We start from the raw sequence: 22837 nt of genomic DNA, 5'->3' as shown, positions 1-22837 counted from the left end.
ATACAATATGTACATACTACATCTACAATTATTATGTACATATTGTATCTTCAATGGTGCACAATGTTAAATCACATTTTTTACCTTTTTAAAAATATTTGAAAATAAAAAAGTTATTAATTAAAAGATAATATCCCTTAATTAATAACTTTTTCATTTAAATTATTTAATTTTTTGTTGATACTTTCTTTTTAATCTTCGATTAATCCATAATATAACAAAAACATTAACGATTATCAGTACGAACAAGAGTAATATCCAATAGATCCAGTAATTTGTTTGATCGATTGTAACATCCTTCTCATTCAATATTCTTGCTTTTGATCCACTTACCGTAAATTTCTGTTTAAAATGCCATGCCTGATTTTTAGAAGTCATCTCTGCACTAAGTTCGTAGGTACCACTTTTGAGTAATTCACCAGCAGCTAATGGAATTGGAAAGGTAACCGCACTGGTTGGGGCAATTTGCATGTCCTTATTACTTGCTCGATATAATACTTTTGAACTACCTAACCGTCTGACTTGTGTATTTATTTGAACTTTATTTAAAAACATAGCGCTCTGATTTTCAAATCTCGCAGCAATCACATTACGTGCATTAATTTGTGTGATATCAACCGTTTTTAATTTTACTTGTGCGCTAGTTACAGGTTGTTCTCCATGGAATATTACCGCAGTCGTATATAAATAACGATTATCAATAACCGCTCGTTCTGACTTTGTTTGAGACTGAGCATCATTGTCTTCAATCACCGATATACCTCCCGCAACGACACCTGCAAAAGTCGTATTGGGTAACGCAACATCCAAAGTAACTATTTTTTCACTTTTTGCAGGAACAGTTATACGATTCTGACGAGCTCTAACTGCTTTTACCACTGAGAACGGCTGTTGTGCCAATACTTTACTTTGTGATTCCGCGTACTCCACAACCCCATTATAGTTTGTTGTTGCATCCTTAATGAGGACTTCAAACGTTAGTGATTTATCAATAAGATTAGCTACCTTAATTTTCAGCTGTGTTTTAGTTCCTGGTGCTGCTTTTAAATCAAAATAAGTTTTTTTCTTATCTAATTGATAGTCAGATATCATAGGTTGAACAGAAAAGTCAACTTGGCTGGCATTAACCTGCTTAATGTCCACTCCGAATAAAAATAAAATACTGAATAAAAATAAATAGCCGAATCTTTTAATAAATTTTGTGGTTATCATTTCATTATTATTCATTTGATGGCACATCATTTAATGACCATGTAATTTCACTACGATAGACATCTGTCATCTTAGTTGCCTCACGGGGAATATTCAAAGCGATACTATTTCCTTTAGTTGCCTCATTCCCAAAACGGTAAACCCAAGTGCCGTATCCTTCATCACCTTTTGCGGCAACGACTACTTTATTAGCTCCTACAGACAAATCAAAATTTTTCTTATAAAATCCAGGTTTTTTATCCGCAGAAATGGAAACAAGTTCACCATTACTAAAACTAAGATAGGCACCCGTTAACGATTTATGCGTCTCTTCAGATTCAAATTGGCGACTCTGTTTAGCTTCAAGCACCCAACCATTTTCAGTTCCGCTAAAATTTGAAACTTGAACGTAATTGGGTGTGCTTGCCCCTGTTGCCATATCTTGCGCTTTGGCATAACTTTTTTTATCATTCGAATCAATTTTAGTTGTATTGAAACTAAGGGAAGAAGCAAAATCGACTGTTGTTGCTCCAGATTGAAAATCCATAGACAAATCGGATTGCGCACTACCACGATTAGTTTTCGCCGCTTGAATCGTTGCCTCAGATGCAGTCATATAGAGACCTAATAGTGTTACAAAGGCGCTTAATACTATTTTATTCATAAAGATTTCCCTCTCCCTGTCTAAAAAAATTACTCTTCTGTTATTTCTATAATTTGAATACATATATTAATGACATGTTATTTTATATCACCACTTTTGTCAATTTTTTTAAAAATATGATAATTATTGATTCTAGATTTATATGCAAACCGTTGGCAATTCCCCTATAATGGATAGTACATACTCTTTAATGAGGAGGAATCGCGATAAATGGACTTTATATTTAACAAAGATGATATTCGTAAGTTAGAATTATTTTCTTATCTTGAGAATACTTATGACCAATCTGCTTCGCAAACAGACATCCAAAAACATTTTAAATGGTCAAAATATTATACAGCAACAACTATCAAGTCTTTAGAAGAAGATCTTGTCACTGAAGGATTAGACGATTACTATTTATTAAAAGTTAGCAATAACAAAGTAAGTCTACAAAAAAATGGCTTAGATTCCATCGATCACCTATTACTTCTATACGCTAAGCAGTCACCTCAATTTTTGATGCTGAATGCGCTATTTACTAACCCTAATTTTAGTATAGAATCCTTCACCGAATCGTTATTTTTAAGTGAAGCAACTGGTTATCGGACCAAGAAATTTTTAGATGATATGTTACAAAAATTAGGCTTTAAAATCACTAAAAACTTCCAATTAGTAGGTCCTGAAGAAAATATTCGCTTATTTTTTTATAACCTTTATTTAGCTGTCTATAAGAACTACAACTTCCCATTTAATGAAGAAGTTGATCGTAATTCTAGTTTATTTTCTAACCAATTAATTTCTAGCTTAAATCTTGATCTCACACAAATACAATTATTGAAACTAAAGTATTTTTCAGCTGTTCTCATACAAAGTTTAGCTTCTAATCGAAATGATACTAATCGTTTTGCTGATGTTAATTTTGCTAATTCAGACTCAATCATGTCCAATATTCAAGACTGTCTTCAAGAAAATCCAGGTATTAATGGACTTACGGATGAACAGTTATCAATTGAAACAGTATTTGTTCTAAATTTCCTTTATATGGAAGACATTGTTGACGTTACATTTAATAACTCATCTTTCTTTTCACAAATTGAATCACTCAATAATTTTGTTATTAAAGACTTACAAAAGTTCTTTGATATCACATTAAGTGAACAAAGTTATATGACATTATTTGACGAATTATCTCGTATTCATTTTTCTAGTTACCATAGTGCCCAAATTGATTTTAGTTGGCAAGTTGCCGTAGATAATACTATTTTAAAAGAAAATTATAGTTGGTTTTATATCTTCGTTGACCAATTGATAACTAACTTAACAACGAATGTACCGGATATTTTCAAAGAAAAAAACATTAACATGGCCCGTTTAAAATCAGAATATCTTTTCTTATTCATTCGTTATATTGATTTACCAACCGTTTCAAAACCGGTGCATATAACAATTGATTTTTCAAAAGGGAGTAACTACAATGATTTAATTCACAAAAATCTTGATTCAATGCCCTTCTTTAATTTGGAAGTTAACTACAAATTAACAGATCAAACCGATATTTACCTTTCTGACTTCTTGATGGCAGATGTCCCCAGTCGCTACCTAATCTGGAATAGTCCACCATTAGCTTCTGATTGGGAGATATTTGCTAATATGGTTGTGGCTATTCGAACAGATAGTCAGGAGGATATCACTAATGCATAAAAAGTTTAGAACATCCCGCCTAACTAGAATTTCCTTAGCCTCAATCGTAGCTAACTTGTTCATTTTATCCATGTATGTACCCAAACAAATTAAAGCAACACCGCGAAGCGATAGTGAAGATTCTCGTGTAGCTCCTGTGAATCCAATGGATCCCAGAAAAAATGCAGAACCTGTGTCCCCTAAGGTTTCGGCACCTAAAAAACAAAAACCTCGTAAGGTTAAGAAAAAAGTAACAGATAAATCACCAATCGCTTTTGTTTCAACGCAACATTCTGTAACACCTATTAAACCACCTGTAGCCCTTTCAGTATCTTATTCTGGCTACTTGGTTCGTCATTTATCAGGGAACCTACTCTATGGTTCAAAAACAAGGTCATCAGATGCGATTATTTTAAAAGAAACTAAAGAATAAATTTAGTTTATTTTATTTGACCTTTTTTGACCAAGGGTTTAAACTAGCATTACATTAGTTCAAATGCTAATATAAAAAAAGTAAATAATAATAAATTCGGAGGTTTCTAACTATGAATATGGTTCCTACAGTTATCGAACAATCTGCCGGTGGCGAACGTGCCTATGATATCTACTCTCGTCTTTTAAAAGACAGAATCATTATGTTATCTGGTGAAGTTAATGATGATATGGCAAATGCTATTATCGCTCAATTACTTTTCTTAGACGCTCAAGACTCAGAAAAAGATATTTCAATTTACATTAACTCACCCGGTGGTTCTGTTTCAGCCGGTTTAGCTATCTACGATACAATGAACTTCATCAATGCTGATGTTCAAACAATCGTTATGGGTATGGCTGCTTCAATGGCCAGTGTATTGGCAACTGCTGGTACAAAGGGTAAACGTTTTGCATTACCTAACTCAGAAATTATGATTCACCAACCACTTGGTGGCGCTCAAGGTCAAGCAACAGAAATTGAAATTGCTGCTGCACATATCTTGAAAACAAGAACATTGATTAACCAAATTTTAGCTGATGCAACTGGTCAAGATATTAAAGTTATCGATAAAGATACAGATCGTGATAACTTTATGACTGCTGATCAAGCAAAAGAATACGGTTTGATTGATAAAATTATGACTAACAAAAAAGGGCTTAAATAAGCTTTAACGTTTAAGGACACTAACAAGTTAACTTTTGTTAGTGTCCTTTTTTTGAGCGGATAATTATTCAGATGAACCCGTCTTATGCTATACTGACGCTAATAAATGAAGACTGGACTGATAAAAATGGATATTTCAATTATTGATGCTTCAAAAGTAAATCGGGACTTTGGACTTGTGATTGGTAACTCTGACGCGCCAAAAACAATTATTGAGTTTATTAACCTACGTTGCCCCTACTCAAAAGAATGGTTCGAAAAATCTAAAGAGACTTTAGATTCTTATGTTGCAAACGGACGTGTAAAACGTGTCATCAAACTTTTTGATAAAGAAAAAGAATCCTTACAACGTGGTAATGTTGCTCATCATTATCTTCCTTTAGATAATCCGCAAAAATCTTACGATTTAATAACTGAATTATTTAAAACGCAAGATACGTGGAAAGACTTAACACTGGATGAGGTTGCTGCCTATATGGAAAAGACCTTTAGTTTAACTGACGTTTCTGATAAAACTTACATTAACTCAATTATCGCTGAAGCTAACGACGCAAATATTCAATTTGTACCAACCGTTATCGTTGACGACCATATTTTTGATGAATCAATTGATCTAGCTACCTTAAAATCATATTTAGATAAATAAAAAATACGCATATAATTAATAGCTAAGATAAAAGCTATCAGTTATATGCGTATTTTATTTGGTTAACCTTTTAATCCTTTAGATTGTCTGACCATATCTTCAACAACAACATCAAAGATTTCTCCAAGTCCAGCACAATATTCTAATATTTCCCACGGCGCATTCGTATGGAAATGCAGTTTCATTAAATCAGAATCTCCCGCAACAAGTAAACTATCACCTTTGAATTGACGTAAAATCTTATCGTTCAATTGGTCCTCGTCTAATGTACTACCTTCTATTAGTAGTTGCGTATCATATTTAAATGTTATCATGCTATCTCACCTCTTTAAAATTTCGTTTATTTTTCACCAATTCGAACTTTTTCAGCAAATTCGTTAATTTTTCGTAGCCGATGATTAATCCCAGATTTTGAAATTGGACCACCTGGTACTAAATCACCTAATTCTTTCAAACTAACTTCTTGATGAACCAGACGTGTTTCAGCAACTTCTTTTAATTTAGAAGGTAATTGCCCTAAACCAACAGAATGTGCAATAAACTCAATATTAGCAATTTGTTTATTCGCAGCATCCGCCACTTTATTCATATTAGCTGTTTCGCAATTAACCATGCGATTAACTGAATTACGCATATCGCGGACAATCCTAATATCTTCAAACTTCAACATAGCCGTTGTTGCGCCAATTAATGACAAGAAATCAGCAATTTTTTCTGCTTCTTTTAAATAAACGATATAACCACTTCGACGTTCAGTCATTCTAGCGTTGAATCCAAATTTATTAATCATTTCGCAAATTGTTTGATTATGTTCTTCATAGACTGAGTAAATTTCCAAATGATAACGGCTTGTTTCAGGATTATTAACAGAACCACCTGCCAAAAATGCCCCACGTAAATATGAACGCATCATCATATCATCATGGGCCAACAGATCCATTGGTACACCCATTTTAAGTTGCATATCTTCAATGATATCCAGGTCTTTTAAAACAAAATCACTACCTGTTTTTAAACGTACAATATAAATATTATTTTTCTTTAATTTCATTTTACGACGAACTAATAGTTCACTTGTAATGTCATAAAATTCATTTAAAAGTTCATAAATCCGTCTCGCAATTGCGGGATTCTCAGTCTGAACATTTAAAACAAATTGATGATTAATAATACTCAAAGACCCATTCATTCTAATTAACGCCATTAACTCTGCTTTAGCATTATTTTTTCTGACTTTGAGGGTCGTTAATTCTTTTTTCACTTCACTTGCATATGACATTCTTTCACCTTATCTCTGTACTAAATAGTCTTTCTATGTCTTAATTCGCGATTTGGTCGACCAACTAAACGGATTAATTCTTCAACGACTTTATTGCCATCATGGAAGACACCTTGATCTTTTAATTTTAAGAAGTTAGATGAAATCACTCGACAATGTTGTTCCCTTAATCCATTAAAGTCATGTTCAACTTGAATTAAATTCTCATCATATTTTTCTTTATCCATATAACCTTCAGGAACCGGTGCCGTATTCACAAGCACTGTATTCACAAAACATTTACCTAGGTGCCCATTCAAAATACGCACATGATCAGCATCAGTAAAATGTTCTGTTTCACCCTTTTGCGTCATAATATTACAGATATAAACAACTTCTGCTTTTGTTTCAGACAGTGCCTTACCCACATTACCAATAACTAAATTAGGCAAAATACTTGTGAACAAACTCCCAGGTCCAAGGACAATTTGGTCTGCTTCAAGAATAGCTTGAACAACTTCTGGTACAGCTTCTGGCACACTAGTTTCACTTTTTTCACTTGAGGTTACCCAAACACGCTTAATTGATTTTCTAGCGGCAGTTATTTCTGCTTCCCCCGCTAAAAAAGTGCCATCAGAAAATTCTGCATTTAATACTAACGGTTCATCCGCAACGGGATAGACATGTCCATCAACTCTCATCATTTCTGATAATTCTTGGACAGAAGCAAAAACACCATTTTTCATTTCAGTTAGTGCTGCAATAATTAAATTACCAATCGCATGTCCTGCAAAAAATCGATCGGACGTATCAAACCGATACTGGAATATATCTAAATATATTTCTGGTAACTCAGATAATGCGGCAATAACATTACGAATATCACCAGGCGGCACAACATTCACGTAATCTCTGATAATACCTGACGAACCACCATCATCAGCAACCGTTACAATCGCCGTGATATCAGCATTTTTATCTCTTAAACTTTTTAAAATAACGGGTAGCCCTGTTCCGCCACCAATAACGACTATCTTAGGTCTATGTCCACTTCTCGTCATGATCGATTGACCGATTCTTTACTTTTATTAATATCACGGTGTGTAACGTTCACCGGATAGTTAATTTTCAATTCTTCACTCAATCTTTTAGCTAAAGCAACTGAGCGATGTTGTCCACCAGTACAGCCAATCGCAATCGTTAAATTGGTTTTACCTTCAGCTTCGTAGCCAGGTAAAATTGACTCAATTAACGATTCAAATTTGGTATAAAAACCTTCTGTAGCTGGTTGTTTCATCACATAATCATAAACTGCCTTATCTAAGCCAGTTTGTGGTTTTAATTCTGGAATATAGTGTGGGTTAGGTAAGAAACGGACATCCATCACGATATCTGCATCGATAGGTAGGCCATATTTAAATCCGAATGATAAGACTTCAACATGAAAATTAGCTGTTTCTCTGGTTTCAAAATTATGAAAAATCTCTTCACGTAACTGACGTGGTGACAAATTAGTCGTATTAATCACTAATTGTGCTTGTGTTTTAATATCATTTAATAAGTCACGTTCTTTTTCAATGCCATCCATCAGACGGCCTTCCATTGCTAACGGATGCGCACGTCTTGTTTCTTTGTAACGAGAAACTAATTCTGCATCTGATGCGTCAAGAAAGACAATTTTAGTGGTTACAAATTCAGTGTTATCAAATCCTGATAACATTTCGATAATTTCATCATAAAAAGCTCTTGATCTTAAATCCATAACAAGGGCAATTTTTGAAATTTTACCTGACTCTTTTACCAACTCCCAGAACTTAGGTAATAAAGTTGGTGGTAAGTTATCAATACAAAAATAACCTAAATCTTCAAAACTTTGCATTGCGACCGTCTTACCGGCCCCACTCATCCCTGTAATTACAACTAGCTCTAACGTATCTGTCATATTCATTCCTCCAAATCTACTATAATTATTATAACATACCTGGTGTTTCTTTTGTATCTGCGCACAAAAAAAGAGTTGTTTCCAACCCTATATCGTTTCACCAAATATTTTCATTTTAATTGCTTGGCCCGTTGGTGTACTAGCTAATCCACCAATCCCAGTTTCTCTAAGCGAGCTCGGCATACGTTCGCCAATGTCTTTCATAGCCATAATAACTTCATCAGCTGGTACTTTGTTAGATAATCCAGCAAGTGCCATATCTGCTGCCGTTAAAGCATTCACGGCTCCTATTGCATTTCGCTTGATACATGGAATTTCAACTAATCCAGCAACTGGATCACAAACCAGTCCCAATAAATTACTAAGTCCCATCGCAAAAGCCTCTGCACATTGTTCCGGCGTTCCACCAGTAACCTCAACGGCGGCAGCTGCTGCCATTGCTGATGCACTGCCGACTTCTGCCTGACAGCCACCAGTCGCTCCGGCAATCATGGCATTATTTGCCACGATCATTCCAAAGGCACTTGACGTAAATAAAGCTTGTAACATCTTTTCATGTGATAAATTTAATCGTTTTTGTATCATGAAAATAACCCCAGGCAACGTTCCAGATGAACCTGCAGTCGGTGTCGCACAAATAAGTCCCATCGAAGCATTGACTTCATTAGTCGCAATTGCATATTGCATCGCCTCTAAGTTAGCATCCCCAGATAAAGAGTGCCCTTTCTCACGATATTTCCGTAGTAAGACCGCATCTCCACCCGTTAATCCCGTTGCTGAAGAAACGCCTTCACCATTTGATCCCTTTTCAATCGCTTGCTTCATCACTTCAAGATTAGCAGACATTTTTTCAATGATAACGTCTCTAGTTTCACTTGATTGCGCCATTTCTTGTTCAATCATTAATTCTGAAACTAATTTGTGTTCTTTATTAGCAGTTGAAACTAACTCAGCAATACTTTTATACAAGATGGAACCTCCTATTTTAAATAAATGAGATTGTGCGTTAATAATCGCAGTTGCTTAATATCAGTCTCAGTAATATTCTTGGATAAATCATATTCATACATAATATCCTCTGGCATTAACTCAGATTCACTTTGCATAACAATAGTTGTCGATTTTTCGATTTGTTTTTGAATTTTATTTTTATTTACTGGATTAGCTTCCAACACTAGTATCGGTAAACTACCCTTTGGAAAAAATTGTTGTTTTTTTATAGTGAAAGCCCTAATTTCAATTGTGCCACCACCAATTGAGCAACCCATTAATTCGATTTTTTTTGTCTCATTTTCAATCGTTAATTTAACACTATTCGGATGGTTAATTGGACTTGGGTGTGCATCTTCAATAAACTGAATCTCAATCCCCATTTTTTCCGCAATCTGAATTGACTGTGGGCAACGGACATCATCAGGTTCAAAGCCTAATACCCCAGCAACGGTCGCAAAATCAGTCCCGTGCCCGCGATGTGTTTTTGCGAATGATTCATAATAGCGAACTTTTAATTTAGTGATTCTCCCATTAAATAATTGAAATCCAACCTTACCGATTTTAGCGGCACCAGCTGTATGTGAACTAGATGGTCCGATCATAACAGGTCCAATAATATCAAAAACACTCTTATAGTTATTGCCCATGGTCAGCCGTTCCTCCAATTTATTTTATGTCTTCTTTAAAGTTAACACTTTTTAAAAAAAAAGGAATAAAAAAAAGCCAGATTTTCATCTGACTTCTTAATTTATTTATTCATTCTCGCACGATCACGTTCTAAGATTGGTTTTAAATAGTGTCCCGTATAACTTTCAGGCACTTCAGCAATTTCTTCTGGTGTTCCAGTCGCAAGAATCGTTCCGCCACCTTCGCCGCCTTCTGGACCTAAATCAATTAAATAGTCAGATGTTTTAATCACATCTAAGTTATGTTCAATAACCAAGACTGTGTTACCCGCATCAACCAAACGATTTAAAACGCTAAGTAGGCGTTTAATGTCATCTGTATGCAAACCAGTTGTTGGTTCATCAAGAATATAAAAACTCTTACCATTTGATTGACGATGTAATTCAGAAGCTAACTTCATCCGTTGCGCTTCACCACCTGATAATGTTGTTGCCGATTGGCCTAACGAAACATAGCCCAAACCAACATCAACAATTGTCTGCAGTTTACGTCTGATTTTAGGAATTGGTTCGAAGAATTTCAAAGCTTCGCCAACTTTTAAATCTAAAATATCAGAGATTGTCTTACCTTTGTAAGTCACTTCAAGTGTTTCAGAGTTATAGCGTGCCCCGTGACAAATTTCACATGGCACATAGACATCTGGTAGGAAATTCATTTCTATTTTAATAATCCCGTCACCTTTGCAGGCTTCACAACGTCCACCTTTGACATTAAAACTAAAACGACCTTTTTTATAACCACGTAATTTTGCTTCGTTAGTTTCCGCAAATAAATCACGAATATTATCGAAGACGCCTGTATAAGTTGCGGGATTACTTCTCGGTGTTCGACCAATTGGACTTTGATCAATATTAATAACACTTTCAATATTTTGAACACCAGAAACTGATTTATATTTACCTGGTTTTTCAGAATTTCGATTTAACTTTTGTGATAATACCTTTTTCAAAATACCATTCACTAAAGTTGATTTACCGGAACCTGAGACACCTGTAACTGAAATGAATTTACCTAAAGGAAAATCGACCGTTACATTTTTTAAGTTATTCTCTTTTGCGCCGGTAATTCGAATCTTCTTACCATTGCCAGCACGTCGTTCATCAGGTAATGATATAAATTTCTTTCCTGATAAATATTGTCCAGTTAATGATTTGCGACTCTTTTTAACTTGTGTGGGCGTTCCAGCAGCAACAATTTCACCACCTAATTCACCAGCACCAGGACCAACATCAATTAAATAATCAGCAGCCATCATGGTATCCTCATCATGTTCAACCACAATTAAAGTATTACCCAAATCACGCATTTTCTTAAGTGATTCAATTAAGCGATCATTATCACGTTGATGCAACCCGATTGAAGGTTCATCTAAAATATATAAAACACCCGATAAATTAGAGCCAATTTGCGTGGCTAGTCGAATCCGTTGTGCTTCTCCACCTGAAAGTGTTCCTGCAGAACGTGATAATGTCAGATAATTTAAGCCAACATTTTGTAAGAATGTTAAGCGGTCACGAATTTCTTTCAAAATAGGTGCTGCAATAATTGATTCTTTTTCTGACAAGTTAACGTTATCAAAGAAAGGTAAGCCGTCACCAATTGAAAGTGCGGAAATTTTACCAATATGTTGGCCATTAATTTGGACGGCTAATGCTTTACGATTCAAGCGGTAACCGTGACATGTTTGACACGTTAAGCTGGTCATATATTTACGCATTTGTTCACGCGTAAAGTCACTATTAGTCTCCGTATGACGACGACTAATATTTGTAATAACCCCTTCAAATAATGCATCTACATCACGAACGCCACCAAAGTCATTAGCGTAATGGAAATGAAATTCACGTGTTCCAGCGCCATTCAAAACAATATCACGTTGTTCATCTGTTAACTTTTCAAATGGCACATCCATTGGAATTCCAAAAGCTTCTGCAGCTTGGGCTAACATCGATGGGTAATATTGCGAACTAATAGGATTCCATGGCTCAATTGCCCCTTCTGCTAGCGTTTTAGTTGGATCTGGAACGACTAAATCTTCATCGACTTCTAACTTCATTCCTAAACCATCACAAGTTTCACAAGCACCAAATGGTGCATTAAATGAGAACAAACGTGGTTCTAATTCTCCAACTGTAAATCCACAAATAGGACATGCATAATGTTCGGAAAATTGAATTGTTGCACCATCTGTATCACCATCAAGAATATCTGCAGTGGCGTAGCCAGAAGATAAACGTAATGCTGCTTCAAATGAATCAAATAAACGTGAGCGAATGCCCTCTTTGACAACAATCCGATCAATCACAATATCAATAGAGTGTTTGACCTTTTTTTCAAGATCAAATTCTTCATCAATATCATGAAGCTCGCCATCAACTCGAACACGGACGAATCCTTCTCGTTTGATCGTTTCAAATATCTTTTTATGTTGTCCTTTTTTATTGCGAATAATAGGTGATAAAATTTGAAGTTTTGTACGCTCTTTTAACTCTAAAACACGGTCAACCATTTGTTCAACGGATTGACTCGTGATTTCATGACCATCATTTGGACAAATTGGATGTCCAACTCTAGCCCATAATAATCTTAAATAATCATTAATTTCAGTGACTGTCCCAACTGTTGATCGTGGGTTTTTTGAAGTTGTTTTTTGGTCAATCGAAATAGCAGGTGATAACCCATCAATTGAGTCAACATCTGGCTTATCCATCTGCCCTAAAAATTGACGTGCATATGCTGATAAACTTTCAACATAGCGACGTTGTCCTTCAGCATAAAGTGTATCAAAAGCTAATGAGCTTTTCCCTGATCCTGAAAGTCCCGTAATCACAACTAATTTATCTCTTGGGATAGTGACATCCACATTTTTTAAATTATGCGCACGCGCACCATGGATCACAATTTTATCATTTTTCAAGAAATATCCCCCTATTTATAACATTTGTGTTTTTAATTCTAATACCGTATCACGCAATGATGCAGCTGTTTCGAAATCTAATTTTTTAGCTGCTTCTTTCATTTGTCCTTCTAAGCGATCAACCATATCTTGTTGTTCCTTTTTATCCATATCCAAAAATTCAGTTTCGGTAAAGGTTTTAACAGTTCCTGAATTATCTTCAATTTTTGTTGGCGTAATTAACTCACGAATGGCTTTTTTAATCGTAGTTGGCGTAATATGATGTTCCTCATTATATGCCATTTGGACATCACGGCGGCGTTGCGTTTCTTCCATTGCGCCCTTCATTGAATCCGTCACTTTATCAGCATACATAATCACTCGTCCGTTTTCGTTACGAGCTGCACGACCAATTGTTTGAACTAGAGAACGTTCACTACGTAAGAAACCTTCTTTATCGGCATCTAAAATTGTCACTAATGACACTTCAGGAACATCAATACCTTCACGTAATAAGTTAATTCCAATTAAAACATCATATGTGCCTAAGCGTAAATCGCGAATAATTTTCGTTCGTTCCATCGTTTTAATATCACTATGCAAGTACGCAACTTTCATCCCCAACTCTTTCAAATAATCAGTTAAATCTTCTGACATTTTCTTGGTTAATGTTGTGACAAAGACACGTTCATTGCGTTCAATACGTAAATTAATTTCGCCAACTAAATCATCAATTTGGCCCATAATTGGACGAACTTCAATGATTGGATCTAGTAATCCAGTTGGTCGAATAATTTGTTGAACAACATCTGACGTCCGTTCCATTTCGTAAGGTCCTGGTGTTGCAGACATATAAATGACTTGATTAACGTGCTCTTCAAATTCCGCAATCGTTAATGGTCGGTTATCCAGTGCACTAGGTAAACGGAATCCGTAATCTACTAACATTTGTTTACGAGCGCGATCACCATTGTACATCCCTCGAATTTGAGGCATGGTTACATGAGATTCATCAACTACGATCAAGAAATCTTTGGGAAAGAAATCAATTAATGTATATGGAGGTTCGCCAGGTTTACGTCCATCCATATGGCGGGAATAGTTTTCAATTCCGGATGTATAGCCCATTTCACGTAACATTTCTAAATCATAAGTAGTTCGTTGATCGATACGTTGGGCTTCTAATAATTTATCTTCATCTTTTAATTCTTTTAATCGATCAGCCAATTCAACTTCAATACCTTCAATGGCATGATCCATCACATCATCATTCGTCATGAAATGCGTTGCGGGGAAAATAGCCATGTGTTCAAGTTCACCCATAACTTCACCTGTTAATGAATCAACTTCACGAATACGATCGATTTCATCGCCAAAAAATTCAATACGAACAGCTTTTTGATCACGAGATGCTGGGAAAATTTCCACAATATCTCCATGAACTCTAAACCGACCACGTTGAAAATCAATATCATTTCGTTCGAATTGTATATCGACTAATTTTCTAAGTAAATCATCACGTTCCATTGTCATTCCAGTACGCAATGAAATAACATGATCACGATATTCTGTTGGATCACCTAATCCAAAGATACTTGAGACAGATGCAACAACAATCACATCATTACGTTCTAATAATGAACTTGTTGCAGAATGTCGTAATTTATCAATTTCATCGTTAATACTGGAATCTTTTTCAATATACGTATCACTTGAAGGAACGTAAGCTTCTGGTTGGTAGTAATCATAATAACTCACAAAATATTCCACCGCATTATTCGGGAAGAATTCTTTTAATTCACCATATAATTGTCCAGCCAATGTTTTATTATGCGCAAGGACTAATGTGGGACGATTAACTTCTTTAATCACATTTGAAATGGTAAACGTCTTACCCGTTCCCGTTGCACCCAGTAATACTTGTTCTTTTTTACCATCATTTAATCCATCAACTAAAGTTTTAATCGCATTCGGTTGGTCTCCAGTTGGTTCGTACTTTGAAACTAAGTCAAAAACGCCATCATCATGTCTATCAATCAAGTTAACCCCTCCAATACAATCATTTTTAGAAATTAAAAAAAGCCTGGAATAACCTACCCAGGCTCATTTAAAAATGATTATTCTCTACTAATTATATTAGCATACCGAACATACTTTCGCACGTTATCTCACTTATTTTTTCAGAATAACTTAATCAACTAAATAATCACGACCCCAAATAAGACCCATTGTTTTTTCTCCAGTATGGACGCCAATAACAGGCCCAATATGACTAACCTCAACTGGAATATTAGGATAGTTGGTTTTAATAAATGAGACCCATTTTGTACTCTCTTCAGGATTGTTCGCATCAACGATACTTACTCGAATTGGATAATCAACTGAGTTAATCGCATCAGAAAAATCTGCCATTACCCGTTGAAAAGCACGCTTCTTTGTCCGTTCCTTAGTTAAAGGGATAATTTGACCTTCATGATTAAAGGTCAGAATTGGTTTAATTTGTAATAAGTTACCCACAAACGCAGCACCATTCGTCATACGGCCCGTTCTAAGTAAATGGCTCAAGTTATCCACAACAAAGAAAATACCCACCGTTTCACGCATTGCTTCTATTTTAGGTACAATCGTGTCTGCATGCTCACCTTGCGCCACTAATTGAGCAGCTTTTAATACAAGAAAGGCTTCTGCTGAACTTGCTGCTTTAGAATCAATCGGATATACCGTAATTCCTTCCACAGTTTTTGAATAAGCACGTAAATTATCCACAAAACTTGTGATACCTGTTGATAGATGAATTGAAATTACTTCATCAAATCCCTCTTCAATTAATTTATCGAAGACACTTTGCATTTGTCCCATTGTGACTTGTGACGTTGTGGGTAACTTATCCGTATCTTTCATTCTTTGATAAAATTCTGAAGCAGAGATTTCCACATCTTCTAAATAAGTCTGTTGCCCAAAAATAACCGTGATTGGTACAACAATAATATTTTTATCTTTGGCTACTTTTGGATCAATATATGACGCACTATCTGTTACAATTGCCGTTTTCATTAATTTCTCCCTATTCTTTAAGCAAAAAAGGACTACCTTGTATGCATTATTCTAGCATACAACGCAATCCTTAACCTATGTGTACTCTATTTCTTAATAATATCCAAGGTTATTTTTTTAATTTTATCTTTATCTGTGAAATCTTCCGTTAATAATTCTGGAAGAATTTCTTGTAGAATATACTGAACACTCGCTAAATCTGAAAATTCAAGAATCGTTTTTAAGCTTTCTTGATAAATTTCAGTATAAACTGATTCAGGATTACCCTTTTGAATTTCGCCAAATGATTCATATAATAAATCTAATTTATCAGCTACAGACAAGATTTTACCTTCTAAAGTATCATCCTTACCTTCTGATAATCTACGACGATAGGCATCTTGGAATTCTTCTGGAATTTCGTTCACAATAAAATTCTCAGATAATGATTCCTCAACATTTGCTAACATTTCTCTTAGCGTTGTTGTTGCATATTTAACGGGTGTTTTAATATCACCAATGAATCGTTCTGTATAATCATGATTCAACGCTTTTTCATACAACATGCGCCAATCAATCGTATTTCCTGCATTTTCTTCAACATCACCTAAAAATTGAGCAGCTTCTGTTACTTTGAATGAATGTTCCGCTACCGAATGATCTTCATATTTAAAATATCCTGGTGCTCGTTTTAACGTTTCTAAATTACTTAAACTTTGTAGGTATTGATGCATTCCCATAATTAACAGCTCCCTCTCATTTTTTATATAAATTTTTACAATCTTACCACATATGGAAAAGTTAATTCAAGTATCATCAACTTTTAACAAAAAAATAAACTGATTCACATTGCAAACGCTTGATACATCAATTGGAACACGTCGCGCAACTTTACCTTACTTTTTTATGTTATGCTTATTTTCATGCTTTATATTTAAGGAGGACATTTTTTTGAAGTTTTTAGCCAATAAAACCGTTGAATACTTAACCGGTTTTATCTTGATTTTAATCATGGTACAAGCCGCGTCACTTTTACATGATTCAGAAATTATTTTACCTGAAATCGCCGCGTTAACAGTTGGACTGTGGATTTACCACGAAGCCAATTGGTTAGATCGTTCGTTTAATCTTTTTTTGCTGCCTTCTGTCACCGCAATTATCGGTTTTGGCATCAATTTACTTGAGATTTCTTACACAATTAAAATCTGCCTAATGATCGCCATCATGGTCTTTCTATTAGTGGTAACCCGATCGGCACTGGCGCCTTCATTGGCTACAGGTCTCTTGCCAATCATCGTTAATGCGTCCAAATATTCATTCATCATTGCCATCATCATTTTCACTTTCATCGAGATGATTGTCGTTAAAGGCCGTAAACTCGATCAAAACTACGCAAAAAAAACAAACCTTAACTATCAGGCTATGCTTTTATTTCTCGTTTCTTCACTCATTTGGGTTGGTCTCGTGACGATTGCTGGAAAGCCTTTGATGGCCGCTATTCCACCGATTCTTGTCGTTTTTTTCGAGGTGCTACAAAAGCCGATGTATCCGGCAAAAATGGTGTTCAAACAGGTTACTGCCTTGACGCTTTCAGCAACGATCGGTGTTCTCGCCTGCATGGTAATCGATTCCAATGTTGTTGTCGCCTTAATCACTATGCCTCTCGTTTTTTGTATACTCCATCTTTTCAAAGTTAAAATTCCAGCCGCTTATGCCTTTCCATTGCTTGCAATGATTGTTCCACCGACTATCTTTAGCGTTCTCCCCGTGTCGTCCCTACTCGCTTCCATCTACTTTCTTGGAATCGCCTACCTTTATCACCGCTTTAAAAAGAAAAAAATGAATAAATAGAAACTAAACAAGTTAATCAGCCCTGAAAGAAAATAATAAATCTTAAAAAGTTGTTTACAAAATACTGTTTTATTTGCTTATAAATTTTGTAACCCATTTAAGGTCAAAAAAAGTAGTGCTAAATGTAAATTTAGCACTACTTTTTTAGTTAGGCGTTGACAATTGCCATAATTGCTTCTTCAAATGCAAGACACTTAGCTTGTGCTTTTTCATCAGTTTCAGCTTGCGTTCCCACGTAGAATTTAATTTTTGGTTCAGTCCCTGAAGGACGAATTGCAATCCAAGAACCATCTTCTAAGATATATTTCAACGCATTTGCAGTTGGTAATCCGATTTCTTCAGATGATCCATCAGCTAATTGCGCCATACCCGTTGTGAAGTCTTCTAATTTAGCGACTTTATAGCCAGCAAAATCTTTAGGTGCGTCATCACGGAAGATTGTCATTAAATCTTTGATTTTTTGAACACCTTCAATACCTTCAAACGTTAACGCTTTAGTATTTTCAGCGTAATAACCATATTCTTTAAATAAATCATCTAATCCATCTGACAATGTTTTATCAAATTGTTTGTAGTAAGCAGCTACTTCAGATAACATTACTAATGCTTGGATAGCATCTTTATCACGAACGAAAGGACGAATTAAGTAACCATAACTTTCTTCAAAACCAAACATAAAGGTATGTTCATTTGTTTCTTCATAGTTTTGAATTTGTTCCGCAATAAATTTGAATCCTGTTAAGACATTAATCATTTTAGCATGATGTGCTTCAGCAATCTTAGTTGCAAGTTCACTTGATACAATTGATTTAACGCCAACGGCATTAGCGGGTAAAGTTCCTGCTTCTTCGCTAGCAGTTAAAATATAATTGAACATTAGAGCAGCAATTTGATTACCTGTTAATAATTTATATTCACCATCAGTTTGACGTACAGCGACACCCATACGATCAGCATCTGGATCAACAGCGATTAATAAATCAGCATGTTCACGTCGACCCCATTTGATAGCTAAATCAAATGCTGGTGCGTCTTCTGGGTTAGGTAACTTGATTGTTGGGAATTCAGGATCACCTTCAGCTTGTTCAGGCACAATCTTAAATTGTTCAAATCCAGCTTGTTTCAAAGCACGTTCACCCAACATTTTACCTGTTCCATGAAGTGGTGTGAAAACAAGTTTCATTGAAGCACCAACTTCATCAACTAATTTTTGATTAATTGTCACTTTTTTAACTTCAGCAAGATACGCAGCGTCAACTTCTTCACCAATAATTTGGAGTGTTTTATCAGCTTTTAATACTGTCTCATCACCTACTTTAATGGCAAATAAATCATCAGCTTCGCGAACAAAACCAGTAATCATATCTGATTCTTTAGGTGGCATTTGGCCACCGTCTTCACCATAAATTTTATAGCCATTATATTGTTTAGGATTATGGCTAGCCGTTATCATAATTCCGGCGTAAGTAGCTAAATGGCGGACTGCAAACGATAATTCTGGTGTGGGACGTAAGCTTTCAAAAACAAAGCTTGGAATACCATGTGCGCCTAAAACTTTAGCTGATTCCATCGCAAATTCTTGTGATTGGTAACGCGAATCATAACTAATTGCGACACCGCGCATTTTAGTTGCATCATCTAACGTATCCATAAAGCGAGCTAATCCTTCAGTTGCTTGACGAATCGTGTAGATGTTCATCCGGTTAATACCAGGACCCATCAAGCCACGCATACCAGCAGTTCCAAATTCCATTGGTTGGTAAAAAGATTCTTTTAAATCTTCTTGATTATTTTTAAGCGAAACAATCTGATTTTTTAATGTTGCGTCTAGTGTTTCTTCATTTAACCAAGTTAAATAATTATCTTCCCAAGTCAAAATATCACTCCCATTCATATAATATTACTATTATACAATAAATGCGCTTACTATTCAGGATAATAAAAAAGATATCAGAATAATTCTGATATCTTTCTTCCAGCAAGTCGCTCACGTTCAATTCCTGATTTAATTACCTTTTCCAAAATATGCTCAAATTGCTTAATTTCTTCTTCACTAAGCACCGATATACTTTCATCATTAACGACTGTAATTCTATCAAAAATATCTTGATAATTATTAATCGCTTTTGCTGTAGGATAAAGTTCAGTCCGTCGTTTATCTGCGGACGACATTTTTTTTTCAAGCCAACCATCTTTAATTAATTTTGAGATAGCACGTGTCACAACACTGTGATCCCGATAAATATTTTGGATTAGCTCATCCTGACTAACGCCAGGTGACTCACAAACTAACAACACGTAAAAAAAGTTACTCTCAGAAAGTTCAAACCCTTTTAACGTATCATTTATTCTTAATCGAATCATTCTGTTGTAAATTGTTGTTAATTTCTCAACTTCATGTGTATCGTAAAAAGAATTTCCATTCATATTTTGCATCTCAAAACTCCTTAAGCTTTACTTGTTTTTCTGAAATAGATTAGTCCAACTAGTCCAATTACAATTGAGACAACCATGATAAAGATCATTGAATATTTGTATCCAACAACAAATGATGCAGGAATACTAGCAATAACAATAATAACGGTATTAAATAATGAACCACTAACTTGTCTTAATGTATTCGTTAATGTTGTTGCATGATTTATTTCCATTGGATTTAAATCTTTTAAAGATTCTGTTGTTGCTGGAGCCATAATAGCACCAACCCCTGTTAATCGAATAGCGTAAGTAACAACTGATAACCAAACAGGAAATTCAATTGTTAAGAATAACATTGGTAGTACTGAAATCATCAACATCAAAAAGCCAAATATAAATATTTTTTTATAACCGTATTGATCATAAAGGTTACCAACAATAGGTGAAATAATAGCATTAATTGCAGCACCCGGTAACATAATTAATCCAGCAGTCATTCCTGATAAATGTTGATTATTTTCTAAGAACATTGGCATAACTAATTCTGTTGCCATTAAAATACCAAAAACTAACATAATTAATGCAATCATAGTTGAGAATGAACGTACTTTGAAAATTCGAATATTTAAAAATGGTTCTTTTAAAGCTAATTGACGACGGCCAAAATAGATTAATGCTAAAACACCAATCACAATAAGGACAAGTGCAACTAATAATTGGTCTCCAATAATTGAAATACCAATTAAAATTGTAGCAAGTCCAACTAGTGATAAGAAGAATGATTTAAAATCAATTTTAACATCTGTCTTTTCTGAATAGTTAGGTAAAATACAAACCCCAACAATTAATAAAATTAACATGATTGGAATAATGAAAATAAATAATGCTCTCCATGGTAAAAATGTAATCATAATACCTGATAAAGTTGGTCCAATTGCTGGAGCAGCTGAGATAACAAGCATAGCAAGTCCCATTACAACGCCACGGCGTTCAATTGGGTTAATTGCAATGACACTAATCATCGTAAATGTAGTCAATACGCCACCGGCAGCAGCTTGGATTAAGCGACCAATTAAGATTGCCCAAAAATTAGCGCCACTTGATGCAACGATACTTCCGATTAAAAAGACAACCATAATACCGACAAATATTTGTCTTGTTGAATATTTTTCATATAAAATTGCTGATAATGGTGTCGAAATTCCGACCATTAAAACATAACCCGTCGTTAACCATTGTGCGGTTGCAAGGTTAACATTTAAAACGGTGATTAATTTTGGTAATGCTGTAATCATCAATGTTTGATTTAATAAAGCGGCAAAAGTCGCAATTAATAAAACAGCACCAATTGTGTTTCTTTTTTTGTTTGTCATTCTAACTCTCTTCTCACTTAAATTTACGCATATGTTTAATTTTTTTCATAAGCGGATTAGATTATTATAATGTTCACATGCACATAAAGTCAAGTAAATAAAAAAATAAGCCTCAAAAGGCTTATTCTATAATTTAACTTAATTCTGCATCATTTAATGATTCAAGGTAACTAAATGTTTGTTGTCCAGCAATACCACCGTCACCAACTGCAGTTGTAATTTGACGCAATTCTTTCTTACGCACATCACCAACTGCGAAAATACCTGGTACATTTGTTAGCATATTTTCGTCAGTTGGAATCCAACCATAATCGTCAGTAATTCCAAGCTTTGTGAATGCTGTTGTCATTGGTTTAACACCAACATAAATGAAGACACCACTAGCAGGAATTTCAGATGTTTCACCTGTTTTATTATTCGTTACTTTAACGCCAGTTACTTTACGATCGTCACCAACAATCTCTGTGACATTAGTATCCCAAACAAAAGATATTTTATCATCCGCAAAGGCACGATCTTGTAAGATTTTTTGAGCGCGTAATTTGTCACGACGATGAATTACCGTCACTTTTGAAGCTAATTTTGATAAATAAGAACCTTCTTCGATTGCTGAATCACCGCCACCGATAACGATGACTTCACGATTTTTGAAGAAAGCACCATCACAGACTGCACAGTAAGATACACCTCGGCCACTAAAGGTATCTTCGCCTTCAGCACCCAATTTTTTGTATTCTGATCCAGTTGCGATAATTAAAGCTTTTGTTTCAAAAACATCATTATCTGTTGTGATGAGTTTAGTATCGCCTTCAATTGTAATATCGGTTACACTACCGTATGCATATTCTGCACCAAATTGTGTCGAACTTTCGTACATTTCTTTTGCTAAATCAGGGCCTAAGATTGATTTAAATCCAGGATAATTTTCAACTTCAGCCGTATTGTTCATTTGGCCACCATAAATCCCACGATCAATCATTAAAACCGATAGATTTGCACGTGATGCATAGAGTGCGGCAGTCATTCCACCGGGCCCAGCACCAATCACAACAACATCATATTTTTTTGTCATTAGTTCAACCTTC

At 35.1% G+C, this 22837-nt stretch carries 21 protein-coding genes; 5 read left to right on the top strand and 16 right to left on the bottom strand.

Annotated features, from left to right (window positions below):
* Positions 1-162: 162 nt before the first annotated feature.
* Positions 163-1227: a WxLIP family cell surface protein gene (locus AC1RPJ_RS04780; RefSeq protein WP_481761472.1), complete on the bottom strand. Its 1065-nt coding sequence runs from the start codon at positions 1225-1227 to the stop codon at positions 163-165.
* Complete coding sequence (locus tag AC1RPJ_RS04775) at positions 1220-1855, bottom strand: WxL domain-containing protein (RefSeq protein ID WP_481761474.1); 636 nt, start codon at positions 1853-1855, stop codon at positions 1220-1222. Before AC1RPJ_RS04775 ends, AC1RPJ_RS04780 begins: the two co-directional genes overlap by 8 nt.
* Before the next feature lie 210 nt (positions 1856-2065).
* On the opposite strand from AC1RPJ_RS04775, the gene AC1RPJ_RS04770 reads away from it, so the two are divergent.
* From AC1RPJ_RS04770 to AC1RPJ_RS04755, 4 genes are all read left to right on the top strand, one after another.
* Entirely contained in the window at positions 2066-3538 is a 1473-nt protein-coding gene (locus tag AC1RPJ_RS04770) for a helix-turn-helix domain-containing protein (RefSeq protein WP_481761475.1), read from the top strand.
* The gene (locus AC1RPJ_RS04765; protein ID WP_409022196.1) at positions 3531-3950 is read left to right on the top strand and encodes a hypothetical protein; all 420 of its coding nucleotides are present in this window, start codon (positions 3531-3533) and stop codon (positions 3948-3950) included. The genes AC1RPJ_RS04770 and AC1RPJ_RS04765 overlap by 8 nt, the downstream gene beginning before the upstream one ends.
* Positions 3951-4062: 112 nt before the next feature.
* Positions 4063-4656: an ATP-dependent Clp endopeptidase proteolytic subunit ClpP gene (gene clpP / locus AC1RPJ_RS04760; protein ID WP_409022195.1), complete on the top strand. Its 594-nt coding sequence runs from the start codon at positions 4063-4065 to the stop codon at positions 4654-4656.
* Between the two features lie 126 nt (positions 4657-4782).
* Complete coding sequence (locus tag AC1RPJ_RS04755; RefSeq protein ID WP_481761625.1) at positions 4783-5301, top strand: DsbA family protein; 519 nt, start codon at positions 4783-4785, stop codon at positions 5299-5301.
* A gap of 62 nt (positions 5302-5363) precedes the next feature.
* Here AC1RPJ_RS04755 and AC1RPJ_RS04750 read toward each other — a convergent pair whose 3' ends face one another.
* The 10 genes from AC1RPJ_RS04750 to AC1RPJ_RS04705 all read right to left on the bottom strand — a co-directional run bounded on the left by AC1RPJ_RS04750 (position 5364) and on the right by AC1RPJ_RS04705 (position 16850).
* Entirely contained in the window at positions 5364-5615 is a 252-nt protein-coding gene (locus tag AC1RPJ_RS04750) for a kinase to dihydroxyacetone kinase (RefSeq protein WP_481761476.1), read from the bottom strand.
* Between the two features lie 26 nt (positions 5616-5641).
* Positions 5642-6580: a DNA-binding protein WhiA gene (gene whiA, locus AC1RPJ_RS04745; protein ID WP_409022193.1), complete on the bottom strand. Its 939-nt coding sequence runs from the start codon at positions 6578-6580 to the stop codon at positions 5642-5644.
* Between the two features lie 20 nt (positions 6581-6600).
* The gene (locus AC1RPJ_RS04740; protein ID WP_409022192.1) at positions 6601-7620 is read right to left on the bottom strand and encodes a gluconeogenesis factor YvcK family protein; all 1020 of its coding nucleotides are present in this window, start codon (positions 7618-7620) and stop codon (positions 6601-6603) included.
* On the bottom strand, positions 7617-8501 hold the full coding sequence (rapZ, locus tag AC1RPJ_RS04735) for an RNase adapter RapZ (RefSeq protein ID WP_481761477.1): 885 nt from the start codon (positions 8499-8501) through the stop codon (positions 7617-7619). Before rapZ ends, AC1RPJ_RS04740 begins: the two co-directional genes overlap by 4 nt.
* 87 nt (positions 8502-8588) lie before the next feature.
* Positions 8589-9470 (bottom strand): L-serine ammonia-lyase, iron-sulfur-dependent, subunit alpha, encoded by an 882-nt coding sequence (gene sdaAA / locus AC1RPJ_RS04730; protein ID WP_481761478.1) that lies wholly within the window; start codon positions 9468-9470, stop codon positions 8589-8591.
* An 11-nt stretch (positions 9471-9481) separates the two neighbouring features.
* Positions 9482-10141: a serine dehydratase beta chain gene (locus AC1RPJ_RS04725; protein WP_481761479.1), complete on the bottom strand. Its 660-nt coding sequence runs from the start codon at positions 10139-10141 to the stop codon at positions 9482-9484.
* Between the two features lie 101 nt (positions 10142-10242).
* On the bottom strand, positions 10243-13098 hold the full coding sequence (uvrA, locus tag AC1RPJ_RS04720) for an excinuclease ABC subunit UvrA (RefSeq protein WP_481761480.1): 2856 nt from the start codon (positions 13096-13098) through the stop codon (positions 10243-10245).
* A 15-nt stretch (positions 13099-13113) separates the two neighbouring features.
* Entirely contained in the window at positions 13114-15117 is a 2004-nt protein-coding gene (gene uvrB, locus AC1RPJ_RS04715; protein ID WP_481761481.1) for an excinuclease ABC subunit UvrB, read from the bottom strand.
* A 150-nt stretch (positions 15118-15267) separates the two neighbouring features.
* Positions 15268-16131, bottom strand: coding sequence for a DegV family protein (locus tag AC1RPJ_RS04710; RefSeq protein WP_481761482.1), 864 nt, complete (start codon positions 16129-16131; stop codon positions 15268-15270).
* A gap of 86 nt (positions 16132-16217) precedes the next feature.
* Positions 16218-16850 carry a YfbR-like 5'-deoxynucleotidase gene (locus tag AC1RPJ_RS04705; RefSeq protein WP_409022185.1) on the bottom strand — a complete coding sequence of 211 codons (633 nt, stop codon included), beginning with the start codon at positions 16848-16850 and terminating at the stop codon, positions 16218-16220.
* 211 nt (positions 16851-17061) lie between these two features.
* Here AC1RPJ_RS04705 and AC1RPJ_RS04700 point away from each other — a divergent pair, with 211 nt between their 5' ends.
* The gene (locus tag AC1RPJ_RS04700) at positions 17062-17961 is read left to right on the top strand and encodes a hypothetical protein (RefSeq protein ID WP_481761483.1); all 900 of its coding nucleotides are present in this window, start codon (positions 17062-17064) and stop codon (positions 17959-17961) included.
* A gap of 148 nt (positions 17962-18109) precedes the next feature.
* Here AC1RPJ_RS04700 and AC1RPJ_RS04695 read toward each other — a convergent pair whose 3' ends face one another.
* The 4 genes from AC1RPJ_RS04695 to trxB all read right to left on the bottom strand — a co-directional run bounded on the left by AC1RPJ_RS04695 (position 18110) and on the right by trxB (position 22824).
* A complete protein-coding gene (locus tag AC1RPJ_RS04695) occupies positions 18110-19837 on the bottom strand; it encodes a phospho-sugar mutase (RefSeq protein ID WP_481761626.1) in 1728 nt (575 codons plus the stop codon).
* A gap of 74 nt (positions 19838-19911) precedes the next feature.
* Positions 19912-20397, bottom strand: coding sequence for a MarR family winged helix-turn-helix transcriptional regulator (locus tag AC1RPJ_RS04690; protein WP_481761485.1), 486 nt, complete (start codon positions 20395-20397; stop codon positions 19912-19914).
* An 11-nt stretch (positions 20398-20408) separates the two neighbouring features.
* Entirely contained in the window at positions 20409-21752 is a 1344-nt protein-coding gene (locus AC1RPJ_RS04685; protein ID WP_481761486.1) for a DHA2 family efflux MFS transporter permease subunit, read from the bottom strand.
* A gap of 133 nt (positions 21753-21885) precedes the next feature.
* Positions 21886-22824, bottom strand: a complete 939-nt coding sequence (gene trxB, locus AC1RPJ_RS04680) for a thioredoxin-disulfide reductase (RefSeq protein ID WP_481761487.1) — start codon at positions 22822-22824, stop codon at positions 21886-21888.
* Between the last annotated feature and the right edge of the window lie 13 nt (positions 22825-22837).

It is taken from the genome of Dellaglioa sp. CoH-57-MRSF-17, assembly GCF_056782015.1.
The sequence above is the reverse complement of the archived record's forward strand: the minus strand, read 5'-3'. Positions and strand labels throughout refer to the sequence as shown.